The 17,366-nt window shown below is 36.9% G+C and carries 16 protein-coding genes; 14 read left to right on the top strand and 2 right to left on the bottom strand.

Annotated elements, in window-relative coordinates; translation table 11 throughout:
• Positions 1–472: 472 nt before the first annotated feature.
• Complete coding sequence (gene truA, locus M0051_RS09575) at positions 473–1,261, bottom strand: tRNA pseudouridine(38-40) synthase TruA (RefSeq protein WP_306741310.1); 789 nt, start codon at positions 1,259–1,261, stop codon at positions 473–475.
• 451 nt (positions 1,262–1,712) lie between these two features.
• Here truA and M0051_RS09570 point away from each other — a divergent pair, with 451 nt between their 5' ends.
• From M0051_RS09570 to M0051_RS09530, 9 genes are all read left to right on the top strand, one after another.
• Positions 1,713–2,642, top strand: a complete 930-nt coding sequence (locus M0051_RS09570; RefSeq protein WP_373568309.1) for an AAA family ATPase — start codon at positions 1,713–1,715, stop codon at positions 2,640–2,642.
• Between the two features lie 218 nt (positions 2,643–2,860).
• A complete protein-coding gene (locus M0051_RS09565; RefSeq protein ID WP_306741308.1) occupies positions 2,861–3,622 on the top strand; it encodes a DUF58 domain-containing protein in 762 nt (253 codons plus the stop codon).
• Between the two features lie 19 nt (positions 3,623–3,641).
• Positions 3,642–4,664 (top strand): hypothetical protein, encoded by a 1,023-nt coding sequence (locus M0051_RS09560; RefSeq protein ID WP_306741307.1) that lies wholly within the window; start codon positions 3,642–3,644, stop codon positions 4,662–4,664.
• Between the two features lie 18 nt (positions 4,665–4,682).
• Positions 4,683–5,675 carry a VWA domain-containing protein gene (locus tag M0051_RS09555; protein ID WP_306741306.1) on the top strand — a complete coding sequence of 331 codons (993 nt, stop codon included), beginning with the start codon at positions 4,683–4,685 and terminating at the stop codon, positions 5,673–5,675.
• 35 nt (positions 5,676–5,710) lie between these two features.
• Positions 5,711–6,748, top strand: a complete 1,038-nt coding sequence (locus M0051_RS09550; RefSeq protein WP_306741305.1) for a VWA domain-containing protein — start codon at positions 5,711–5,713, stop codon at positions 6,746–6,748.
• 20 nt (positions 6,749–6,768) lie between these two features.
• Positions 6,769–7,560, top strand: a complete 792-nt coding sequence (locus M0051_RS09545) for a tetratricopeptide repeat protein (RefSeq protein WP_306741304.1) — start codon at positions 6,769–6,771, stop codon at positions 7,558–7,560.
• A gap of 107 nt (positions 7,561–7,667) precedes the next feature.
• Positions 7,668–9,473 (top strand): BatD family protein, encoded by a 1,806-nt coding sequence (locus M0051_RS09540; protein ID WP_306741303.1) that lies wholly within the window; start codon positions 7,668–7,670, stop codon positions 9,471–9,473.
• A 15-nt stretch (positions 9,474–9,488) separates the two neighbouring features.
• Complete coding sequence (locus M0051_RS09535; protein WP_306741302.1) at positions 9,489–10,238, top strand: tetratricopeptide repeat protein; 750 nt, start codon at positions 9,489–9,491, stop codon at positions 10,236–10,238.
• A gap of 69 nt (positions 10,239–10,307) precedes the next feature.
• On the top strand, positions 10,308–11,186 hold the full coding sequence (locus tag M0051_RS09530; protein WP_306741301.1) for an aldose 1-epimerase family protein: 879 nt from the start codon (positions 10,308–10,310) through the stop codon (positions 11,184–11,186).
• 42 nt (positions 11,187–11,228) lie between these two features.
• Here M0051_RS09530 and M0051_RS09525 read toward each other — a convergent pair whose 3' ends face one another.
• Positions 11,229–12,311, bottom strand: a complete 1,083-nt coding sequence (locus M0051_RS09525; protein WP_306741300.1) for an alkene reductase — start codon at positions 12,309–12,311, stop codon at positions 11,229–11,231.
• Between the two features lie 184 nt (positions 12,312–12,495).
• Here M0051_RS09525 and M0051_RS09520 point away from each other — a divergent pair, with 184 nt between their 5' ends.
• The 5 genes from M0051_RS09520 to M0051_RS09500 all read left to right on the top strand — a co-directional run bounded on the left by M0051_RS09520 (position 12,496) and on the right by M0051_RS09500 (position 17,358).
• Positions 12,496–14,316, top strand: a complete 1,821-nt coding sequence (locus M0051_RS09520) for a U32 family peptidase (RefSeq protein ID WP_306741299.1) — start codon at positions 12,496–12,498, stop codon at positions 14,314–14,316.
• Positions 14,317–14,365: 49 nt separating this feature from the next.
• Positions 14,366–15,013: a helix-turn-helix domain-containing protein gene (locus M0051_RS09515; RefSeq protein WP_306741298.1), complete on the top strand. Its 648-nt coding sequence runs from the start codon at positions 14,366–14,368 to the stop codon at positions 15,011–15,013.
• Positions 15,014–15,446: 433 nt separating this feature from the next.
• Complete coding sequence (locus tag M0051_RS09510) at positions 15,447–16,106, top strand: TatD family hydrolase (protein ID WP_306741297.1); 660 nt, start codon at positions 15,447–15,449, stop codon at positions 16,104–16,106.
• 3 nt (positions 16,107–16,109) lie between these two features.
• Positions 16,110–16,832: a tRNA threonylcarbamoyladenosine dehydratase gene (locus M0051_RS09505; protein ID WP_306741296.1), complete on the top strand. Its 723-nt coding sequence runs from the start codon at positions 16,110–16,112 to the stop codon at positions 16,830–16,832.
• Between the two features lie 19 nt (positions 16,833–16,851).
• Positions 16,852–17,358 (top strand): methylated-DNA--[protein]-cysteine S-methyltransferase, encoded by a 507-nt coding sequence (locus tag M0051_RS09500; protein ID WP_306741295.1) that lies wholly within the window; start codon positions 16,852–16,854, stop codon positions 17,356–17,358.
• Positions 17,359–17,366 lie beyond the last annotated feature (8 nt).

The raw sequence follows: 17,366 nt of genomic DNA, 5'->3' as shown, positions 1-17,366 counted from the left end.
TTAAGTATATATTTGCAGTACCTATTAGGGAATAATCAATCTAATATTCCCCAAATTTAAGTAATAATCTGTCAAGCTATTTTAGGAAGGGTCAGCTTCCGTTCATTCGGGAGCCTTTCCGCAGACAAAAAATCAGCTTCCGCACGGAAAGAAATTGTTTCTGCACACCAAGGTACCCTTTCCGCACAGCCAGATACCCCTTCAGCACGCCGATTTTCTTCTTCAGCACGCAAAGGTGAGCCTTCCGCACACAGTGGAAGTTCTTCCGCGCACAAATTTGGTTTTTCAGCACACGAGGGAAGCCCTTCCGCACACCCAATCACTGCTTCCTTTGCATAAAGGAAATACTCACCTTTGTAACGGAAAGGGTAAAATACCGTTCTGAAAGATTATTTTCACGAACGGACTAATCACCTAATGTTACGGAATAACAAAAAGGTTTTGCGAAACAACAAAGTCATGTAAAGGAGTCTTACAAATCCCTTACGGATTCAGGATAATCTATTGCCGCCAAAAACAATCCATGACCAGGAACCGATGAACCAGCATTTGATCGGTTCTTGCTTTCGATTACCTGGCGGAAATCTTCCAGATTCATTTTTCCTCGGCCCACCTCAACCAAAGTACCCACAATGGCACGAACCATATTGCGAAGGAAACGATCGGCCTTAACGGTAAACACCAACTCATCGCCATTATCCTTCCATTCTGCCTGGTAGATTTTGCAGTTGTTGGTTTTTACATCAGTGTGCAGCTTGCTAAAGCTGGTAAAATCTTCGAATTCAAACAGAATTTTAGCCGCCTCATTCATTTTTTGCACATCCAATTCGTAAGCCAGCTTCCAGTGCGATTCCAATCGAAAAGGATTCTTCTCCTTAGTGATAAAGTAATGGTAAGTTCTGGCTGTAGCATCGAAACGAGTGTGTGCCTCTTCCCTCACCCGGAAAGTTTGCTTAATGGCAATATCGTGAGGCAAAAAACGATTCAAACGAAAGCTTAATTTATCGCAATCAAAAGTCACTTGCTCATCCACATCAAAATGTGCATAAAAATCGCTGGCATGAACCCCTGTATCGGTTCTACCGCAACCCACCACATTGATTTCACAATTTAAAATGGTAGATAGCGCCTTGTTCAACACCTCCTGCACTGTAATTGCATTGGGCTGTATCTGCCATCCATGATAATTTGTGCCTTTATAGCTTAACCTGATAAAATATCGTTTGTTCAAATCGTAGAGTTTTTCTTTAATCTGGGACAAAAATACACAATTCTATAAATGTTATTAATTCTAGCAAGATTAATTCTACTCTTTGCATTTGTGTGTATGTTAAAGACAGCATTAATGCTGTCTCTACAATGGCTAATCACAATAATCGATAAAGCCAAGGCATGTCTTGGCTCTACTTCTATTAGTTCAACCGTACAGACGGGATTAATCCCGTCTCTAACCAAAACCATTCAGTAATTTACTCATTTATTTATATCAACAGTTCATTCCTTCTTCATGCACCTTCATTCCAAACGTTAACACTTTTTAACGGCCCAGAACTTTTATAAAATCTTCAAAAATTTATCTTTGTAGAGGTTTTTCGGGAAACCGGAACATTTTATGTCAAAATTTAAGTAAACAAATAAATATTTCTATGATCCAAACTGTTGATATCAAAGAGCTAAATGAGCGTATCCAAAGAGAAAGTTCTTTTGTGGATATGATTTCTATGGAGATGAACAAAGTTATTGTTGGACAGAAACACCTTGTTGAAAGCCTTTTAATCGGTATGCTTTCCAATGGTCACATCCTATTGGAAGGGGTTCCTGGTTTGGCAAAAACACTTGCCATTAATACACTTTCAACAACTATCGATGCGGACTTTAGCCGTATTCAGTTTACTCCAGACCTTTTGCCTGCCGATTTATTGGGTACAATGATCTACAGCCAGAAGAAAGAGGAGTTCGTGGTGAAAAAAGGACCAATCTTTGCCAACTTCATACTTGCCGATGAGATCAACCGTGCTCCTGCAAAAGTACAGGCTGCTTTATTGGAGGCTATGCAGGAACGTCAGATTACCATTGGTGACAACACTTATAAACTGGAAGAACCATTCCTGGTAATGGCAACCCAAAACCCGATTGAGCAAGAAGGTACCTATCCGCTTCCTGAAGCACAGGTTGACCGTTTCATGCTTAAGGTGGTGATCAACTATCCTAAAAAAGAGGAAGAGCAATTAATCATGCGTCAGAACCTTTTGAAGGCATTTCCTAAAGCATCACAAATCTTAAAGCCAGAAGATATCATTAAAGCACGCGATGTGGTTAAGGATGTGTACATGGATGAAAAGATTGAAAAATATATTGTTGATATTATTTTCGCAACTCGTTTCCCTGCAGATTACGGATTGGAAAAATACAAAGAAATGATTGCATTTGGTGGATCGCCTCGTGCAAGTATCTCTTTGGCCTCTGCTGCTAAAGCCTATGCATTTATAAAGCGCAGAGGATATGTAATTCCTGAAGATATTCGTGCAGTAGCTCACGATGTATTGCGTCACAGAATTGGCTTGACTTACGAAGCTGAAGCGAATAATATTACCAGCGAAAATATCATTAGCGAAATTCTAAATACTGTTGAAGTACCGTAATCAATTACGAATGATCAATTAAGAATTACGAATAATATCACATACGTATTTCTTAATTATCAATACAGAATTCTTAATTCGTAATTATCAATTCGTAATTAAATTTTATGGAGACTAGTGAATTATTAAAACGCGTAAGGCAAATTGAGATCAAAACCAGGGGTCTTTCCCGCAATATTTTTGCGGGTGAGTATCACTCTGCGTTTAAAGGTCGAGGAATGACTTTCGCCGAAGTTCGCGAATATCAGTATGGTGATGATATCCGAAACATCGACTGGAATGTTACGGCTCGCTACAACAATCCATACGTTAAGCTGTTCGAAGAGGAACGTGAGCTTACCGTAATGTTGATGATTGACGTGAGTGGTAGCCGTGAGTTTGGTACCATGTCGAAGCTGAAGAAGAATCAGATTACCGAAATTGCCGCTGTTTTGGCATTCTCTGCAATCCAAAACAACGATAAAATTGGGGTGATTTTCTTTTCGGATACCATCGAGAAATTTATCCCTCCTAAAAAGGGGAAAACTCATATCCTGAGAATTATTCGTGAGTTAATCGATTTTCAACCTGAACACCGAAGTACCGATATCAGCAATGCAATGCGATACCTTACCAATGCTATTAAAAAGCGTTGTACCACTTTCGTGATATCAGATTTTATCGATGATAAGGATTATGAAAATGCTTTGACCATTGCGAACAAAAAGCACGATGTGGTGGCACTTAAAATTTACGATCAACGCGAAACGGAACTTCCTTCCATTGGCCTGATTAAAATTAAAGATGCCGAAACAGGAGAATATTCCTGGGTAGATACATCGAACAAAAAAGTTCGTGAAAAATATGCCGGGTGGTGGCGCAAGCAAGAAGAAAATACCACCGAAGTTTTTAAGCGTTCGGGAGTGGATGTGGCGAACATCAGAACCGATCAGGATTACGTAAGATCACTGATCAACTTATTCCAACGCAGAGGACACTAAAATCAGGTAACTGAGAACTATGGCAAATCAAATAAAAAAACATATTAACTTCCTGACAAAGGCTTTTGCTTTTACTTTGGTATTTGCTTCGGTATTATTCTCTCACAATTCGTTTGCACAAAACGATGGAGGAATCAATTACGGAGTAAAACTAGATACCAATGTAATTGTAATTGGAGATCAGATTAATTTGCAATTATCGGTGGAGCAACCAAAGGAGCTTAAAATTGGCTTCCCTGTTTTTTCCGATAGCATTGTAAATGGAGTTGAAATTATAAAGCAAACTCCTCAGGATACTACTGCACTTGACAATGACGTAATTAAGGTGAATAAGAATTACACCATTACCTCATTCGATGGCGGTGTATACAAGTTAAAACCTTTCGAATTTCAGGTTTATGGCAGCGTAAATCAGATTTTGCGTACCGATACTTTGCTATTGGGCGTTAAAACCATGCAAATTGATACCACAAAAGGAAATTTTGACATCGTAATGCCGATTCAAACGCCAGTATCATTTGCAGAAATTGCTCCATGGCTATTGGGAGGTTTACTGGTACTTGCACTAATTGTATTCCTAATCTGGTATTTCAGATTCCGTCAGAAAGATGAGCCTTTATTTGCAATATCAAAACCAATTGAGCCAGCTCATGTGATTGCGCTGAAGAAATTGGATGAGATCAAACAGCAAAAATTATGGCAAGGAGGAAAAGTAAAACAGTTCCACTCAGATTTAACGGATACCATTAGAACTTATCTTGATGAAAGATATAACATGTCTACTCAAGAGTCTACTACCGATGAAATTCTTGAGGCAGTAAACTCGGTTGAAGTAAACAGCAAGTGGCATGCAAATCTTAGAGAGGTTCTTGAACGCGCCGACTTGGCTAAATTCGCAAAATTCCAACCTCTTCCTAACGAAAACGAACAAAGTTTGAAATATGCCTACCAAATTATTGAATCAACTATTTTGGTAGAAAAGGAAGAAGAGAAAAAAGAGGAAGAATCGGAACAAGAAAATAAATCTGAGGATAACAAGTAAACATTGAAACAATAGACTATGAGTTCTATAGAATTTGCAAATCCGGAATATTTCTACCTTTTGTTGCTTCTGGTACCAGTAATCGTATGGTACATTCTGAAGGACAAAAATGCACATGCAAGTATTCAGGTTTCAACTGTAAAAAGTTTTAATGCTGCTCCCAAAACCTACAAATACTATTTGCGTCATGCGCTAATTGTATTTCGTGTTTTGGCAATAGCATTTATCGTTATAGCACTGGCTCGTCCGCAGTCGAGCAACAAATTTCAGGATACCATTACCGAAGGGATCGACATTGTAATGTCTTTGGATATTTCGAGTAGTATGTTGGCTCGCGATTTTGAGCCAGACCGCTTGGAAGCTGCCAAAGAGGTGGCTACAGAATTTATTACAGGTCGCCCTGAAGATAAAATTGGATTGGTAATTTTTAGTGGAGAAAGTTTTACGCAATGTCCGCTAACCACCGATCATGCAGTATTGATTAATCTGTTCAAGGATATCCAAAGTGGTATGATTGAAGATGGTACTGCCATTGGTTTGGGCCTGGCAAATGCGGTGAACCGATTAAAAGACAGTGAAGCAAAATCGAGAGTGGTAATTCTACTTACCGATGGTGATAACAACCGAGGTGAAATTGCACCTTTAACCGCTGCAGAGCTGGCCAAATCGTTTGGCATTCGCGTGTACACCATTGGGATTGGAACCAGAGGAACTGCTCCCTACCCTGTGCAAACGGCTTTTGGTATCAGCATGAGAAATATGCCGGTTAAGTTCGATGAATCTGTACTGAAAGAGATTGCAGAAATGACTGGTGGACAATATTTCCGTGCAACAGACAACAACAAGCTAAAGGCAATTTATGCTGAAATCGATAAGCTTGAGAAAAGTAAAATTGAAGTAAAACAATACAGCACCAAAAGTGAAGAGTTCTTAATCTTTGCGATGCTTGCCGCATTGTTTTTGCTATTGGAGATTGCATTACGCAATTCAATTTTAAGGAACATTCCTTAATTGTAATTATTTGATAAACCGAAAATCATTGATAAATGGATCAGTTTCGTTTCGATCATCCTGAATTTCTATACTTATTCGTACTCATACCAATATTGGTGGTGTTGTACTGGGTAAGCCATGTAATTAAAAAGAAAGCTTTGCAAAAATTTGGTGAGATGAACATCATCTCTCATTTGATGCCTTATGCATCATTTACCAGACCTGTTTACAAATTTTCAATTTTGATATTGGCTTTAAGCTTTATCATTATTGGTGTAGCAGGTCCGCAATTTGGGTCAAAGCTTCAGAAGATAAAAAGAAAAGGTGTTGAGGTAATCATTGCATTGGATGTTTCCAACTCGATGATGGCACAAGACATTCAACCCAACCGTTTGGAGCGTGCAAAACGTGCCATTTCGAAAATGGTTGACAAGCTTAACAACGATAAAGTAGGTCTGATTGTTTTTGCAGGTGAAGCCTATACCCAATTGCCAATTACAACGGACTATGCTTCGGCAAAACTGTTCTTGTCTTCCATTAGTACCGATATTGTTCCTATACAAGGAACCGCCATTGGTTCTGCCATTGAATTGGCAACAAGAAGCTTTACACCAGATAGCGAAGCCAGCAAAGCCATTATTGTAATTACCGATGGTGAAAACCATGAAGATGATGCAGTACAAGCCGCTAGCATGGCTAAAGAGATGGGAATTGCTGTTCATACCATTGCAATGGGTTCGCCTGAGGGTGCTCCTATTCCTGTGAGAGCTGGTTCCAGTGATTTCAGGCGAGATGACGAAGGCAACATTGTGATTTCGAAACTGGATCAGCAAATGGTGGAGGAAATTGCAACCGCCGGAGGTGGAAAAGCTGTAATTGCCAACAACACAACCACGGGTTTAAACGTTCTATTTAAAGAAATCAATAAAATGGATAAAACAGAATTGGAAGCCAGGGTTTATACTGCATACGACGAAAAGTTTCAGATATTCCTGGCAATCGGTTTGTTGCTTTTATTCATTGAATTCCTTGTTTTGGAACGTAAGAACCGTCATTTAAAAGACATTAATTTATTTAATCCATCGAAGTAGAACGATACAAATCCACACAAATGAAAAAAGTATTATTGATATTCATTAGCTTGATTTGTCTTCTAAGCATGGAGGCAGTAGCCCAAAAGGAAAGAAAGTTTATTCGCTCGGGGAATGAACTTTTTGAGGGAGAGAAATTTGAGAATTCGGAAGTTGAATACCGCAAAGCTTTGGATAAGAAAATCAATTCTTACGAAGCTGGATTCAACCTGGGTGATGCATTGTACAAGCAAAAAAAATACGAAGAAGCTTTAAAGCAGTTCCAAACTTTGGCTGTTAACGAAAAGGATCCTGAAAAGCTTGGTCACTTGTTTCACAATATGGGAAACACACTTTTGGAAAGCAAAAAGATTGATGAAAGTATCGAGGCTTACAAGCAATCCTTGCGATACAATCCAAATTCTCAGGAAACCAAATACAACCTGGAATATGCTCGCCAAATGAAAAAGAAACAGGAAGAAGAGCAGAAAAAACAAGATCAGAACAAAGATCAAAATAAGGATCAGAAAGATCAGGACAAAAAAGACCAGAACAAGAAGGATCAAGATAAGAAGGACCAGGACAAGAAAGATCAAGACAAAAAAGATCAGGATAAGAAGGATCAGAACAAAAATAAAGACCAACAAGAAAAAGGAGATAAGGATAAAGACAAGCAAAAACAACAGCAGCAACAACCTAAAATCTCGAAAGAAGATGCCAAACGCTTGCTAGAGGCTTTAGAGAACGATGAGAAAAAAGTTCAGGAGAAAGTTCAAAAAGCCAAAGCCAAAGCAATGAAAGCGAAAAAGACCAAAATCAAAAAGGATTGGTAATTGCTTGTTCAATCATGGTCTTAACTGATGATTTATAAGTACATTTGTGCGAGATTTTTCATCAAGAAAAAACAAAATAAATACATCTGAAAAACAGAACATTACGGATGAAGAAAATATTTTTCTTACTATTAGCAACATTATTCATTACTTCTGCCTCGTTTGCAGAAGAAGTTAAATTTACGGCTGCAGCACCTCGCGTGGTTGAAGTGGGCGAACAATTTCGATTGGTTTATACGGTAAACGAAAAAGCCAAGGACATTCAGTTGCCTTCCTTATCAGGCTTTAGAGTTTTGATGGGGCCTTCTACCTCTCGCAATTCCAGCTCTCAGTACATCAATGGGAAATGGAGTTCGTCAACTACCTATACCTACACATATGTATTACTGGCTGAAAAAGAAGGGAAGTACACAGTAAACCCAGCCAAAATTAAGGTAAAAGGCTATGAGTTCAGCTCCAATTCGGTGAGTATAGAAGTAGTTAAAGCCAACGAAAAACCTCAAAACAATCAAAGCAATCAATCTTCACAGGCTGCTGCCAATAAAATTACACAGGCCAACTTGTTTGTAAAGGTGGATGTGGATCGCAAGAGCGTTTACATGGGCGAACATGTTGTTGCTACCATTAAAGTTTATACTCGTTTAAACATTGCTGGATTTGGTGATTCAAAATTTCCTTCGTTCAATGGATTTCTGAGCCAAGAAATTCCAACACCAGGACAAATTTCTCTGCAAAGAGAAAATGTGAATGGCACCATTTACAATACTGGTGTAATCCGTAAATTGATTCTATTCCCTCAGCATACAGGTAACATTACCATAGATCCATTTGAATTGGAATGCATCATTCGTCAACGCAGATCAAGTGGTAACAGAGGCTTCTTTGATGATTTCTTTGATAACTATCAGGACATTCGTGTGCCAAGAAAAAGTAAACCTGTTACCATTCGTGTGAAAGAGTTTCCTGCCAACAAACCAGCAAGTTTTGATGGAGCAGTTGGTAGCTTTAGAATGTCAGCCAATGTTGATAAAGATTCTCTTCAAGCAAATGAAGCAATCACTTTAAAAGTTAAAATTTCGGGGAATGGTAACCTGAAACTAATTAACCCACCGGAATTTGACTTCCCAGCAGATTTTGAAGTTTATGATCCTAAAACCAACCAGGATTTAAAGAGTACTGCAAAAGGAATGACAGGATCGACCACATTTGAATATTTGATTATTCCTCGTCATGCTGGCAATTATGAAATTCCTCCGGTAGACTTTAGTTTCTTTGATCCTAAAGCTAGAATTTACCGTACCCGATCAACACCAAAATTCAATATTAAAGTTGGAAAAGGAAGTGGTGATGCAAGCAGTGCTGTTATCAGTTCATTCTCGAAAGAAGATGTGAAGTTTATAGGGAAGGACATTCGTTTTATCAAAACCAATGATTTTACTCCAAGATTGAAAGGTCAAGTATTCTTTGGTACCACCAATTTCTACCTTGCCTATGTAATTCCATTTTTGGTATTCATTCTTGCCTTTGTTTTCAACAGAAAACGAATTAAAGAGAATGCAGACCTTGCTCGTGTTAAAAACAAACGTGCCAACCGAGTTGCCATGAAGAGATTGAAAGCTGCTTCGGCAAGTTTAAAAGCACAGAAGAAAGAAGAATTCTACGATGAAATATTAAAAGCTCTTTGGGGTTATACTTCTGATAAGTTGAACCTTCCGTTGGCTGATTTGAACAAGGAAAACATTACTGAAATTCTACAAGGAAAGAATGTAGAAGATGAACTAATCCAAGACTTCCTGAATATTTTGGATACTTGTGAGTTCGCACGCTACGCTCCTTCTTCAGGATCATCTGAAATGGATGAATTGTACAAAAAAACGATGGATACCATAACCAAATTAGAAAAGAGCATCTAGTAAAATAGAATAGAAATGAAGAAATTATTATATATCCTTATTGCTTTGCTATTTGTTTCTGCCGCTCAGGCGCAGGATAATCCTATTCGTGAAGCAAACGATTTTTACCAAAAAGGAGAATACGAAAAGGCAATTAAATTATACGAGTTCGTATTGGAAACACATATCGAAGCTCCTGAGATTTACTTCAATCTTGCCAATTCATATTACAAAACAGGAGAAATTGCACCTGCAATTTTAAACTACGAGAGAGCCAAACTTCTTGCACCTCAAGACAAAGATGTGGAGTACAATTTAAAAATGGCTCAGGCTCATATTTTAGACAAGCTGGAAGTATTACCAGAATTATTCATTAAGCGATGGTTTTCAGGAATTAGAAATGCTTTCTCAGCAGATTTATGGTCATACCTGTCCATCGGATTATTCTTTTTGTGCTTGCTATTTGCATGTTTCTACTTGTACAGCAACAAAGTTGGATTAAAAAAACTAGGTTTCTTTTTCGCAGGAATCAGTTTATTACTAAGCATTGTTAGTTACTCCTTTGCATCAACCAGAACCGATGAAATTACAAATCGTGAGTATGCAATTATTTTTAGCCCTAGCGTTACCATTAAAGGTTCACCAGATGTGAGCGGTACAGAACTATTCCTTTTACACGAAGGAACCAAGGTTAAAGTAATTGATCAATTGGGAGATTGGAGAAACATTCAGTTAAGTGATGGAAACGAAGGCTGGCTAAAGAAAGAAGACATTAAAATGATATAGAAGTTTTCAATTTATAATATATGCTGCTAGTTTTACTAGTGGCATTTTTTATGCATCAAACAGAATAAAATGAAACACACCATACAAAATGATCACCTAAAGGTAAGTGTTCTTGAAAAAGGAGCTGAATTATGCAGCATACAATCCATTGAAAATGGAACCGAATACATTTGGCAAGCAAATCCTGACATTTGGGGAAGCCACGCTCCTAACCTATTTCCTATTATCGGATGTCTAAAAGAAAATGCATTTAATCATGAAGGTAAAGAATATGCCATGCCTAAACATGGATTTGTTCGCAACAATACAGATGTAAAACTATTTGAAAAAAGTGAAGATCGCCTGACTTTCATTCTATCTTCAAATGAAAATACTCGAAAAATATATCCCTTTGAATTTGAGTTCAAAATTCACTTCATTCTGGAAGCAAATAAGTTGAATATCGTTCATGAGATTACCAATACCGGAAACAATGAAATGTTGTTCAATTTAGGTGGACACCCAGCCTTCAATTATCAATTGAAAAATGGTGAAGAGTACAGCGATTACTATTTGGAATTCGAGCAAAACGAAACGCTAAACACCTGGAATTTGGCCGACGGTGGTTTAATTGGATCTGAAGGCAAACAAGTCTTAAACAATTCAAACATCATTAATCTTCATCCAAAGATCTTTGCCAACGATGCCTTAATATTGAAAAACTTAAAATCTTCAGCAGTAAGCTTAAAATGCAAGAAATCCAATTTTGAATTGAAAGTGCACTTTGATGATTTTCCTTATCTAGGACTATGGGCAAAACCACATGCGCCATACGTGTGCATCGAACCTTGGATTGGAATTGCAGACAGTGCTGATACCAACAGAGAGTTTTCAAGCAAAGAGTTGTTACAGAAATTAGAACCGGGAAAGAAATTCTCAGCAGAATATTCTATCGAAATAAATGATTAGAATAAAGCGGCAGTTCAAGTTTGAACTGCCGCTATTTTATTTTTACTTCATACTCGGATAATCTGTATATCCAATCTCATTTCCTCCATAAAAAGTATCCTGGTTTGGAAAATTTAATTCTGCATCCAATTCAAATCTCTTTTCCAGATCCGGATTTGCCAAATATTGAACTCCAAAAGAAACCAATTCGGCAATATTGTTTTCAATGACCTTATTTCCACTATCTTTTGAAAATCCACCATTTACCATTCTAATTCCTTGGTACAACTTGCCAAACTCAGTAGCTACATCCTGAACCAATTGTGGGTATTCTTCAATTGGCATCAACGGCTCAATTAAATGCAAATAAGCCAGCTTGTATGTATTAAGGTTTTCTATTACGTAGGTGAACAAGCTTCTTGGATCAGAATCACCCATATCATTAAATAAACCACTTGGCGATAACCTGACTCCTACTCGATTATTTGGCCAAACCTCGCAAACCGCATCCAACACTTCGAATAAAAAACGAGCTCGATTTTCAATACTACCGCCATACTCATCCTTCCTATGATTGGTTTTGTCTGTCAAAAACTGATCAATTAAATATCCATTGGCAGCGTGAATTTCAATTCCATCAAAACCTGCCTCTTTTGCATTTTCTGCTGCAATTTTAAAATCTGTTATAATCTTTTTGATTTCCTCCAATTCAAGAACTCTTGGTGTTTCAAAATCTTTTAATCCTTCATAGGTAAAAGCTTGTCCGGCCGCTTTTATGGCTGAAGGTGCCACGGGCAATTGTCCATTGTGAAAATCCGAATGAGAAATTCTTCCCACATGCCACAACTGAATAAACACTTTTCCTCCTTTTTCATGAACTGCATTGGTAACCACCTTCCATCCTTCTACCTGTTCTTTGGAATATATTCCAGGTGTTGCCGGATATCCAACTCCCTGAGGAGAAATTTGACTTGCTTCGGTAATGATTAAACCAGCACCTGATCGTTGTCTGTAATATTCAGCCATTAATTCAGTTGGGACATTCCCTTCACCAGCTCTATTTCTTGTCATTGGAGCCATTACCATCCTGTTTTTTAGCTTCAAATCTCCCATAGAGAAATCGCTAAGCAATGTATTTTTAGTCATATTCTTTTATTATTTTTATTTATACAAGATATAAATAAGAACGATTCATCTGAAAAAAGTTTTCTTAAAAAATTCTTAATTAAAATCCTAAGAGAACTATTTTCATAGATCAAATAAATAAGCTGGAAGAATGTTGAGTGCTTTCAACATTGCTTTGTATCTTCGTTTGAAATTAGCGATAAGCATGAAGAAAATTGAACTACTGGCTCCTGCTAAAAACCTGGAAACAGGAATAGCAGCTATAAATTATGGAGCCGATGCCGTATATATAGGAGCACCTAAGTTTGGTGCACGATCTGCTGCCAGAAATACTCTGGAAGATATTGGTAAACTAATACAATATGCTCATAAATACTGGGCTAAAGTATTTATTACCATGAATACCATTCTGTACGATCATGAGTTAAACGAGGCTGAAAAGTTAATTCATAAATTGCATGAAATGGGTGCGGATGCTCTAATTGTTCAGGATATGGGAATACTGGAAATGAATTTACCTCCTATCGAATTGCATGCCAGTACCCAAACTCACAACTACGATTTAGAAAGAATTCAATTTTTAGAGAAAGTTGGATTCAAAAGAATCATTCTTGCAAGAGAATTATCTCTTGAAGAGATTAAAAATATTAGAAAAAATACAAGTGTAGAGCTGGAGTATTTTATACATGGTGCCCTTTGTGTTTCGTTAAGTGGACAATGCTATTTCTCCCATGCTATTGGCGGACGTTCAGCAAATCGAGGGGAATGCAGTCAGGCTTGTCGTATGAAATATGATTTGGTTGATGATGAGGGAAAAGTAATCGCCAAGGATAAACACCTTCTGTCTCTAAAGGATCTGAATTTGACTGATCATTTAAGTGAAATTGTAGACGCTGGGATTTGTTCTTTAAAAATTGAAGGCCGATTAAAAGATAGTTCTTACCTAAAGAATGTTACGAGCCACTATCGACAATCTTTGGATAAAATATTTAATAAGAAAAGGGAGTACGAACAAGCTTCATCGGGAACAATAAAGCCTGGTTTTAAACCCGATCCTGATGTTACTTTTAATCGTGGTTATACTCCTTACTTTTTTACGGGAAGAATTCCTGAAATTGCCAATTTCCATACGCCAAAATCGATGGGTAAAGAAATTGGGAAAATCAGAGAAGTGAAAAAAGATCACATTGTTGTTGATAGCAAATTTAAACTACACAATGGTGATGGACTTTGTTTCTTCAACAAAAACAAGCTCTTAAAAGGATTTCAGGTAAATGGCGTTCAAGGAAACAAGATTTTTCCCAATGACATGGGCATGCTTCAGAGAGGAGTTAGCTTGTTTCGTAACAACGATCATAAATTTGCGAAGCTTTTGAAAAAGGACAATGCCATTAGAAAAATTGGCGTTGAATTCTACCTGGATATTTTCGATGGGTGTGTAAATCTTACTGCGATTGATGAAGATGAAATCTCAGCAAATATTCAAATTCAGGAAGACTTTGAAAGTGCAAAAAATGAAGAATTGGCTTTAAGCAATATCAAAAAGCAACTTCAAAAAAGTGGTGATTCTATCTTTGAAATCAACAATATCGAAATCAACTTTGAGAGAGTTCCTTTTATCCAAGCCAAGAGATTAAATGATCTGCGCAGACAATGCTTGGAACAATTAACACAGATTAGAATAGAAGCTGCAAAACAGGAAGAAAACAGATTACTTATCGCTCATCCACAATATCCTGCAAAAGAATTAACTTATATGGGAAATGTGGTAAATTGCAAGGCCGAAGAGTTCTATCATAAATGCGGAGTGGAAAAAATCGAAAAAGGATTCGAACTACAAAAAAATCATTCAGGTAAAGCCATCATGACTACCAAGCATTGTTTGCGTCATGAGTTTGGAATGTGCCAAAAACTAACCAAGACAGAAAAAAAGAAAAATCAGGCACTGTTTTTGGTCGATAATAAAAATCGCTACAAGTTGGAATTCAACTGTCAACGCTGCGAAATGAAGATTATTTTTGGATAATCGCTTAATTAATTTATTAGATATTACGAACCGTTAAAGTTTTTTGATTATGGTTCACTATATAGAAAAACTGATTCGTGAAGGCGAACACCAACAGCAAGATTTCAAATTTTGCATTACCGATTCACGAAAAATTGCCAAATCATTATCAGCCTTTGCCAATACCGATGGAGGCAGACTACTTATTGGTGTTAAAGACAATGGAAAAATTGCTGGAACCAAGGTTGATGAAGAGTTTCATATGATTCAGGCTGCAGCTGAAATGTATTCCAAACCTAAAATCGAATTTGAAAGTAAGGTTTGGACCGTTCATGGTAAAAATGTACTTGAAATTACAATAGAACCATCAAGTAATATGCCCCATTATGCACAAAATGAAAATGGAAAGTGGCTGGCATACGTACGAAAAGATGATGAAAATAAACTAGCAAACCGAATTCTCCTGGAAGTTTGGAAACGCAAATCGAAACCAACTGGCACTTACCTGGAATATACCAAAACTGAAAGTTTACTGCTGGAACACCTAAAAATTAATGAAAACATTAGTTTGAATAAATTCTGCAAACTGGCGAAAATAAGCAGATATAAAGCGGAGCGAATTCTTGTAAAATTAATATGCTGGGAAGTATTGGAACCCAATTTTGAAGAAAAAGGTACCAACTATAAATTGAAACAGGTAGAAAGCAATTCTATTTAAAGCAAATCACACAAAAGGACATAAAAAAACCGCATTAATTAATGGGATTTTAAACTCCTGTACGACAGGATTTGAGTGCCTGCTTGGTCAAGTTTCCCCTGTGCCGAAGCAACCCGAAGGTTGGGGCCTGCTTTTGCAAGCATGTTGCTTTCTCGGTATGTGATAACTGTTGAGTTTAACAATCGCTAATTAATGCGGAATGCTTTTATTCTATATGCAAAGAACGTTCTGTTTCTACTTGCAAAGTAAGCAAGAATCTACCATTAAACAAGGCTTTCAGTGATTTTTTCATACATTTTTGACGAATTGCAGCCAGAAGTAATTGCAACATTCAAATAATTAAAAGCTTATTAAAAATTTTATTTATCACATATTCTCTTCACTTTGGCTTACCATGCAATATTCTTATTTTTGCGTTTATTAATTCATAAATATGGCATCAATTCCTTACATAGATATTCATACACATCAAGTGGATTCGGATCCAGAAATCCTTTCTATTTTTAATATGAATATTGGTGAATCTAAAATTGAATTGAATAAAGATCAAGCCTATTCCAAAGGGATACATCCTTGGGACATTGAAAAATTAGAGATCGATTCTATAGATAACTATTTAGAAGTATTAACTGCCGACAAGAATAACATAGCCATTGGTGAAATTGGTCTTGATAAATTGATGGATACAGATATTTCCATTCAAGAAAAGGTTTTTATCGCACAACTTCAAATGGCCAAATTAAAGCAAAAACCAGTAATTATTCACTGCGTTAAATCTCAAGAAGAGCTTCTTAGAATCAAACAAGAAAACGACACTGGAACTGCATGGGTTTTTCATGGCTATAATAAGAGCTTGCAATTGGCAAAGGATTTATTAAAGTTTGGATTTTTCCTTTCATTTGGAGAAAACTTGTTAAGAAACGAAAAACTTCAAAGCGTTTTTCGTGAAATCCCTTTGGAAAAAATATTTCTAGAAACTGATGATAAGCAAATCGATATTAGAAAAATTTATCAAAAAGCGGCAGAAATAAAAGGAATTGATATTGAAGTATTAAAAAAGCAAATTCTATTAAATTACCTAAAGTGTTTTTAAAATATGAGTGAAGAGTGGTTGAGCAGAACGAATCTGTTATTGGGAAGTGAAAAACTAGAAAAATTACAGAATTCGCATGTTCTTGTGGTTGGATTAGGAGGAGTTGGAGCATATGCAGCAGAGCAGATCTGTCGTGCCGGAGTAGGAAAAATGACCATTGTTGATGGCGATACCATTGACACATCGAATATTAACAGACAACTACCAGCAACAACATCAAATGTGAACAAAGACAAAGCTGAGGTAATGGGAGCTCGTCTTTTAGATATCAATCCTAATTTGGACCTAAGAATTCTTAATGAATATCTTAAAGATGATAGAATGATTGAAGTATTAAAGGAAGAGGAATATGATTATGTGGTTGATGCCATTGATACACTAGCCCCAAAAATTTTCTTGATCTACCATAGTCTGCAAAACAATTTAAAAATTGTAAGTGCAATGGGTGCTGGCGGCAAAACAGATCCAAGTAAGATTCAAATTGCCGATATATCAAAATCATACAATTGTAAATTGGCTCGCATGCTACGAAAACGCCTTCATAAACTTGGTCTATACAAAGGAGTACAAGTAGTATTCTCTCCTGAAGATGTTTCTAAAGATGCAGTGATTCTGGATGAAAGCAGAAACAAAAAATCAAATGTAGGAACCATTTCATACATGCCTCCTTTGTTTGGTTGTTTCATTTCATCGGTAGTAGTTAAAGGATTATTGGCTGATTCTTAAATTTGAAGATTAAAAGCATATGCTCTATTTCGATATCATCAACACTCCAATTGGAGACCTGTTACTTTTAGCGAGCGATAAAGGCTTGAAAAAGATTCTTTTTGAAGATCAATTGAAACCTTTCGAAATTTCAAGCACTTGGGAACAAAGTACTGAGAAACTTTCAGAGGCAAAAGAACAACTCCTTGCCTATTTCAATAATCAACTAATTCAATTTGAATTGCAATTGGATCCAGATGGAACGGTTTTTCAAAAACAAATTTGGAAAGAATTGGAAGAAATTCCTTTTGGAGAAACCAAATCGTACCAAGACATCGCCAATTCCATTGAAAAACCCAATGCTTGTAGAGCAATTGGAATGGCCAACTCAAAAAATCCAATTCCAATAATCATTCCATGTCATAGAGTAATAGGTAAAAATGGAAAACTGACAGGCTATGCTGGAGGACTTGATATTAAAGCCAAACTATTACAAATAGAAGGTATTGATTTAGGCAATGATTCACAACAATTCGAATTATTTTAAGGATTAAT

The organism is Marinifilum sp. D714, assembly GCF_030851345.1.
Taxonomy (GTDB): domain Bacteria; phylum Bacteroidota; class Bacteroidia; order Bacteroidales; family Marinifilaceae; genus Marinifilum.
Note: the sequence above shows the minus strand (reverse complement) of the source record. Positions and strands in the feature narration are given on the sequence as shown.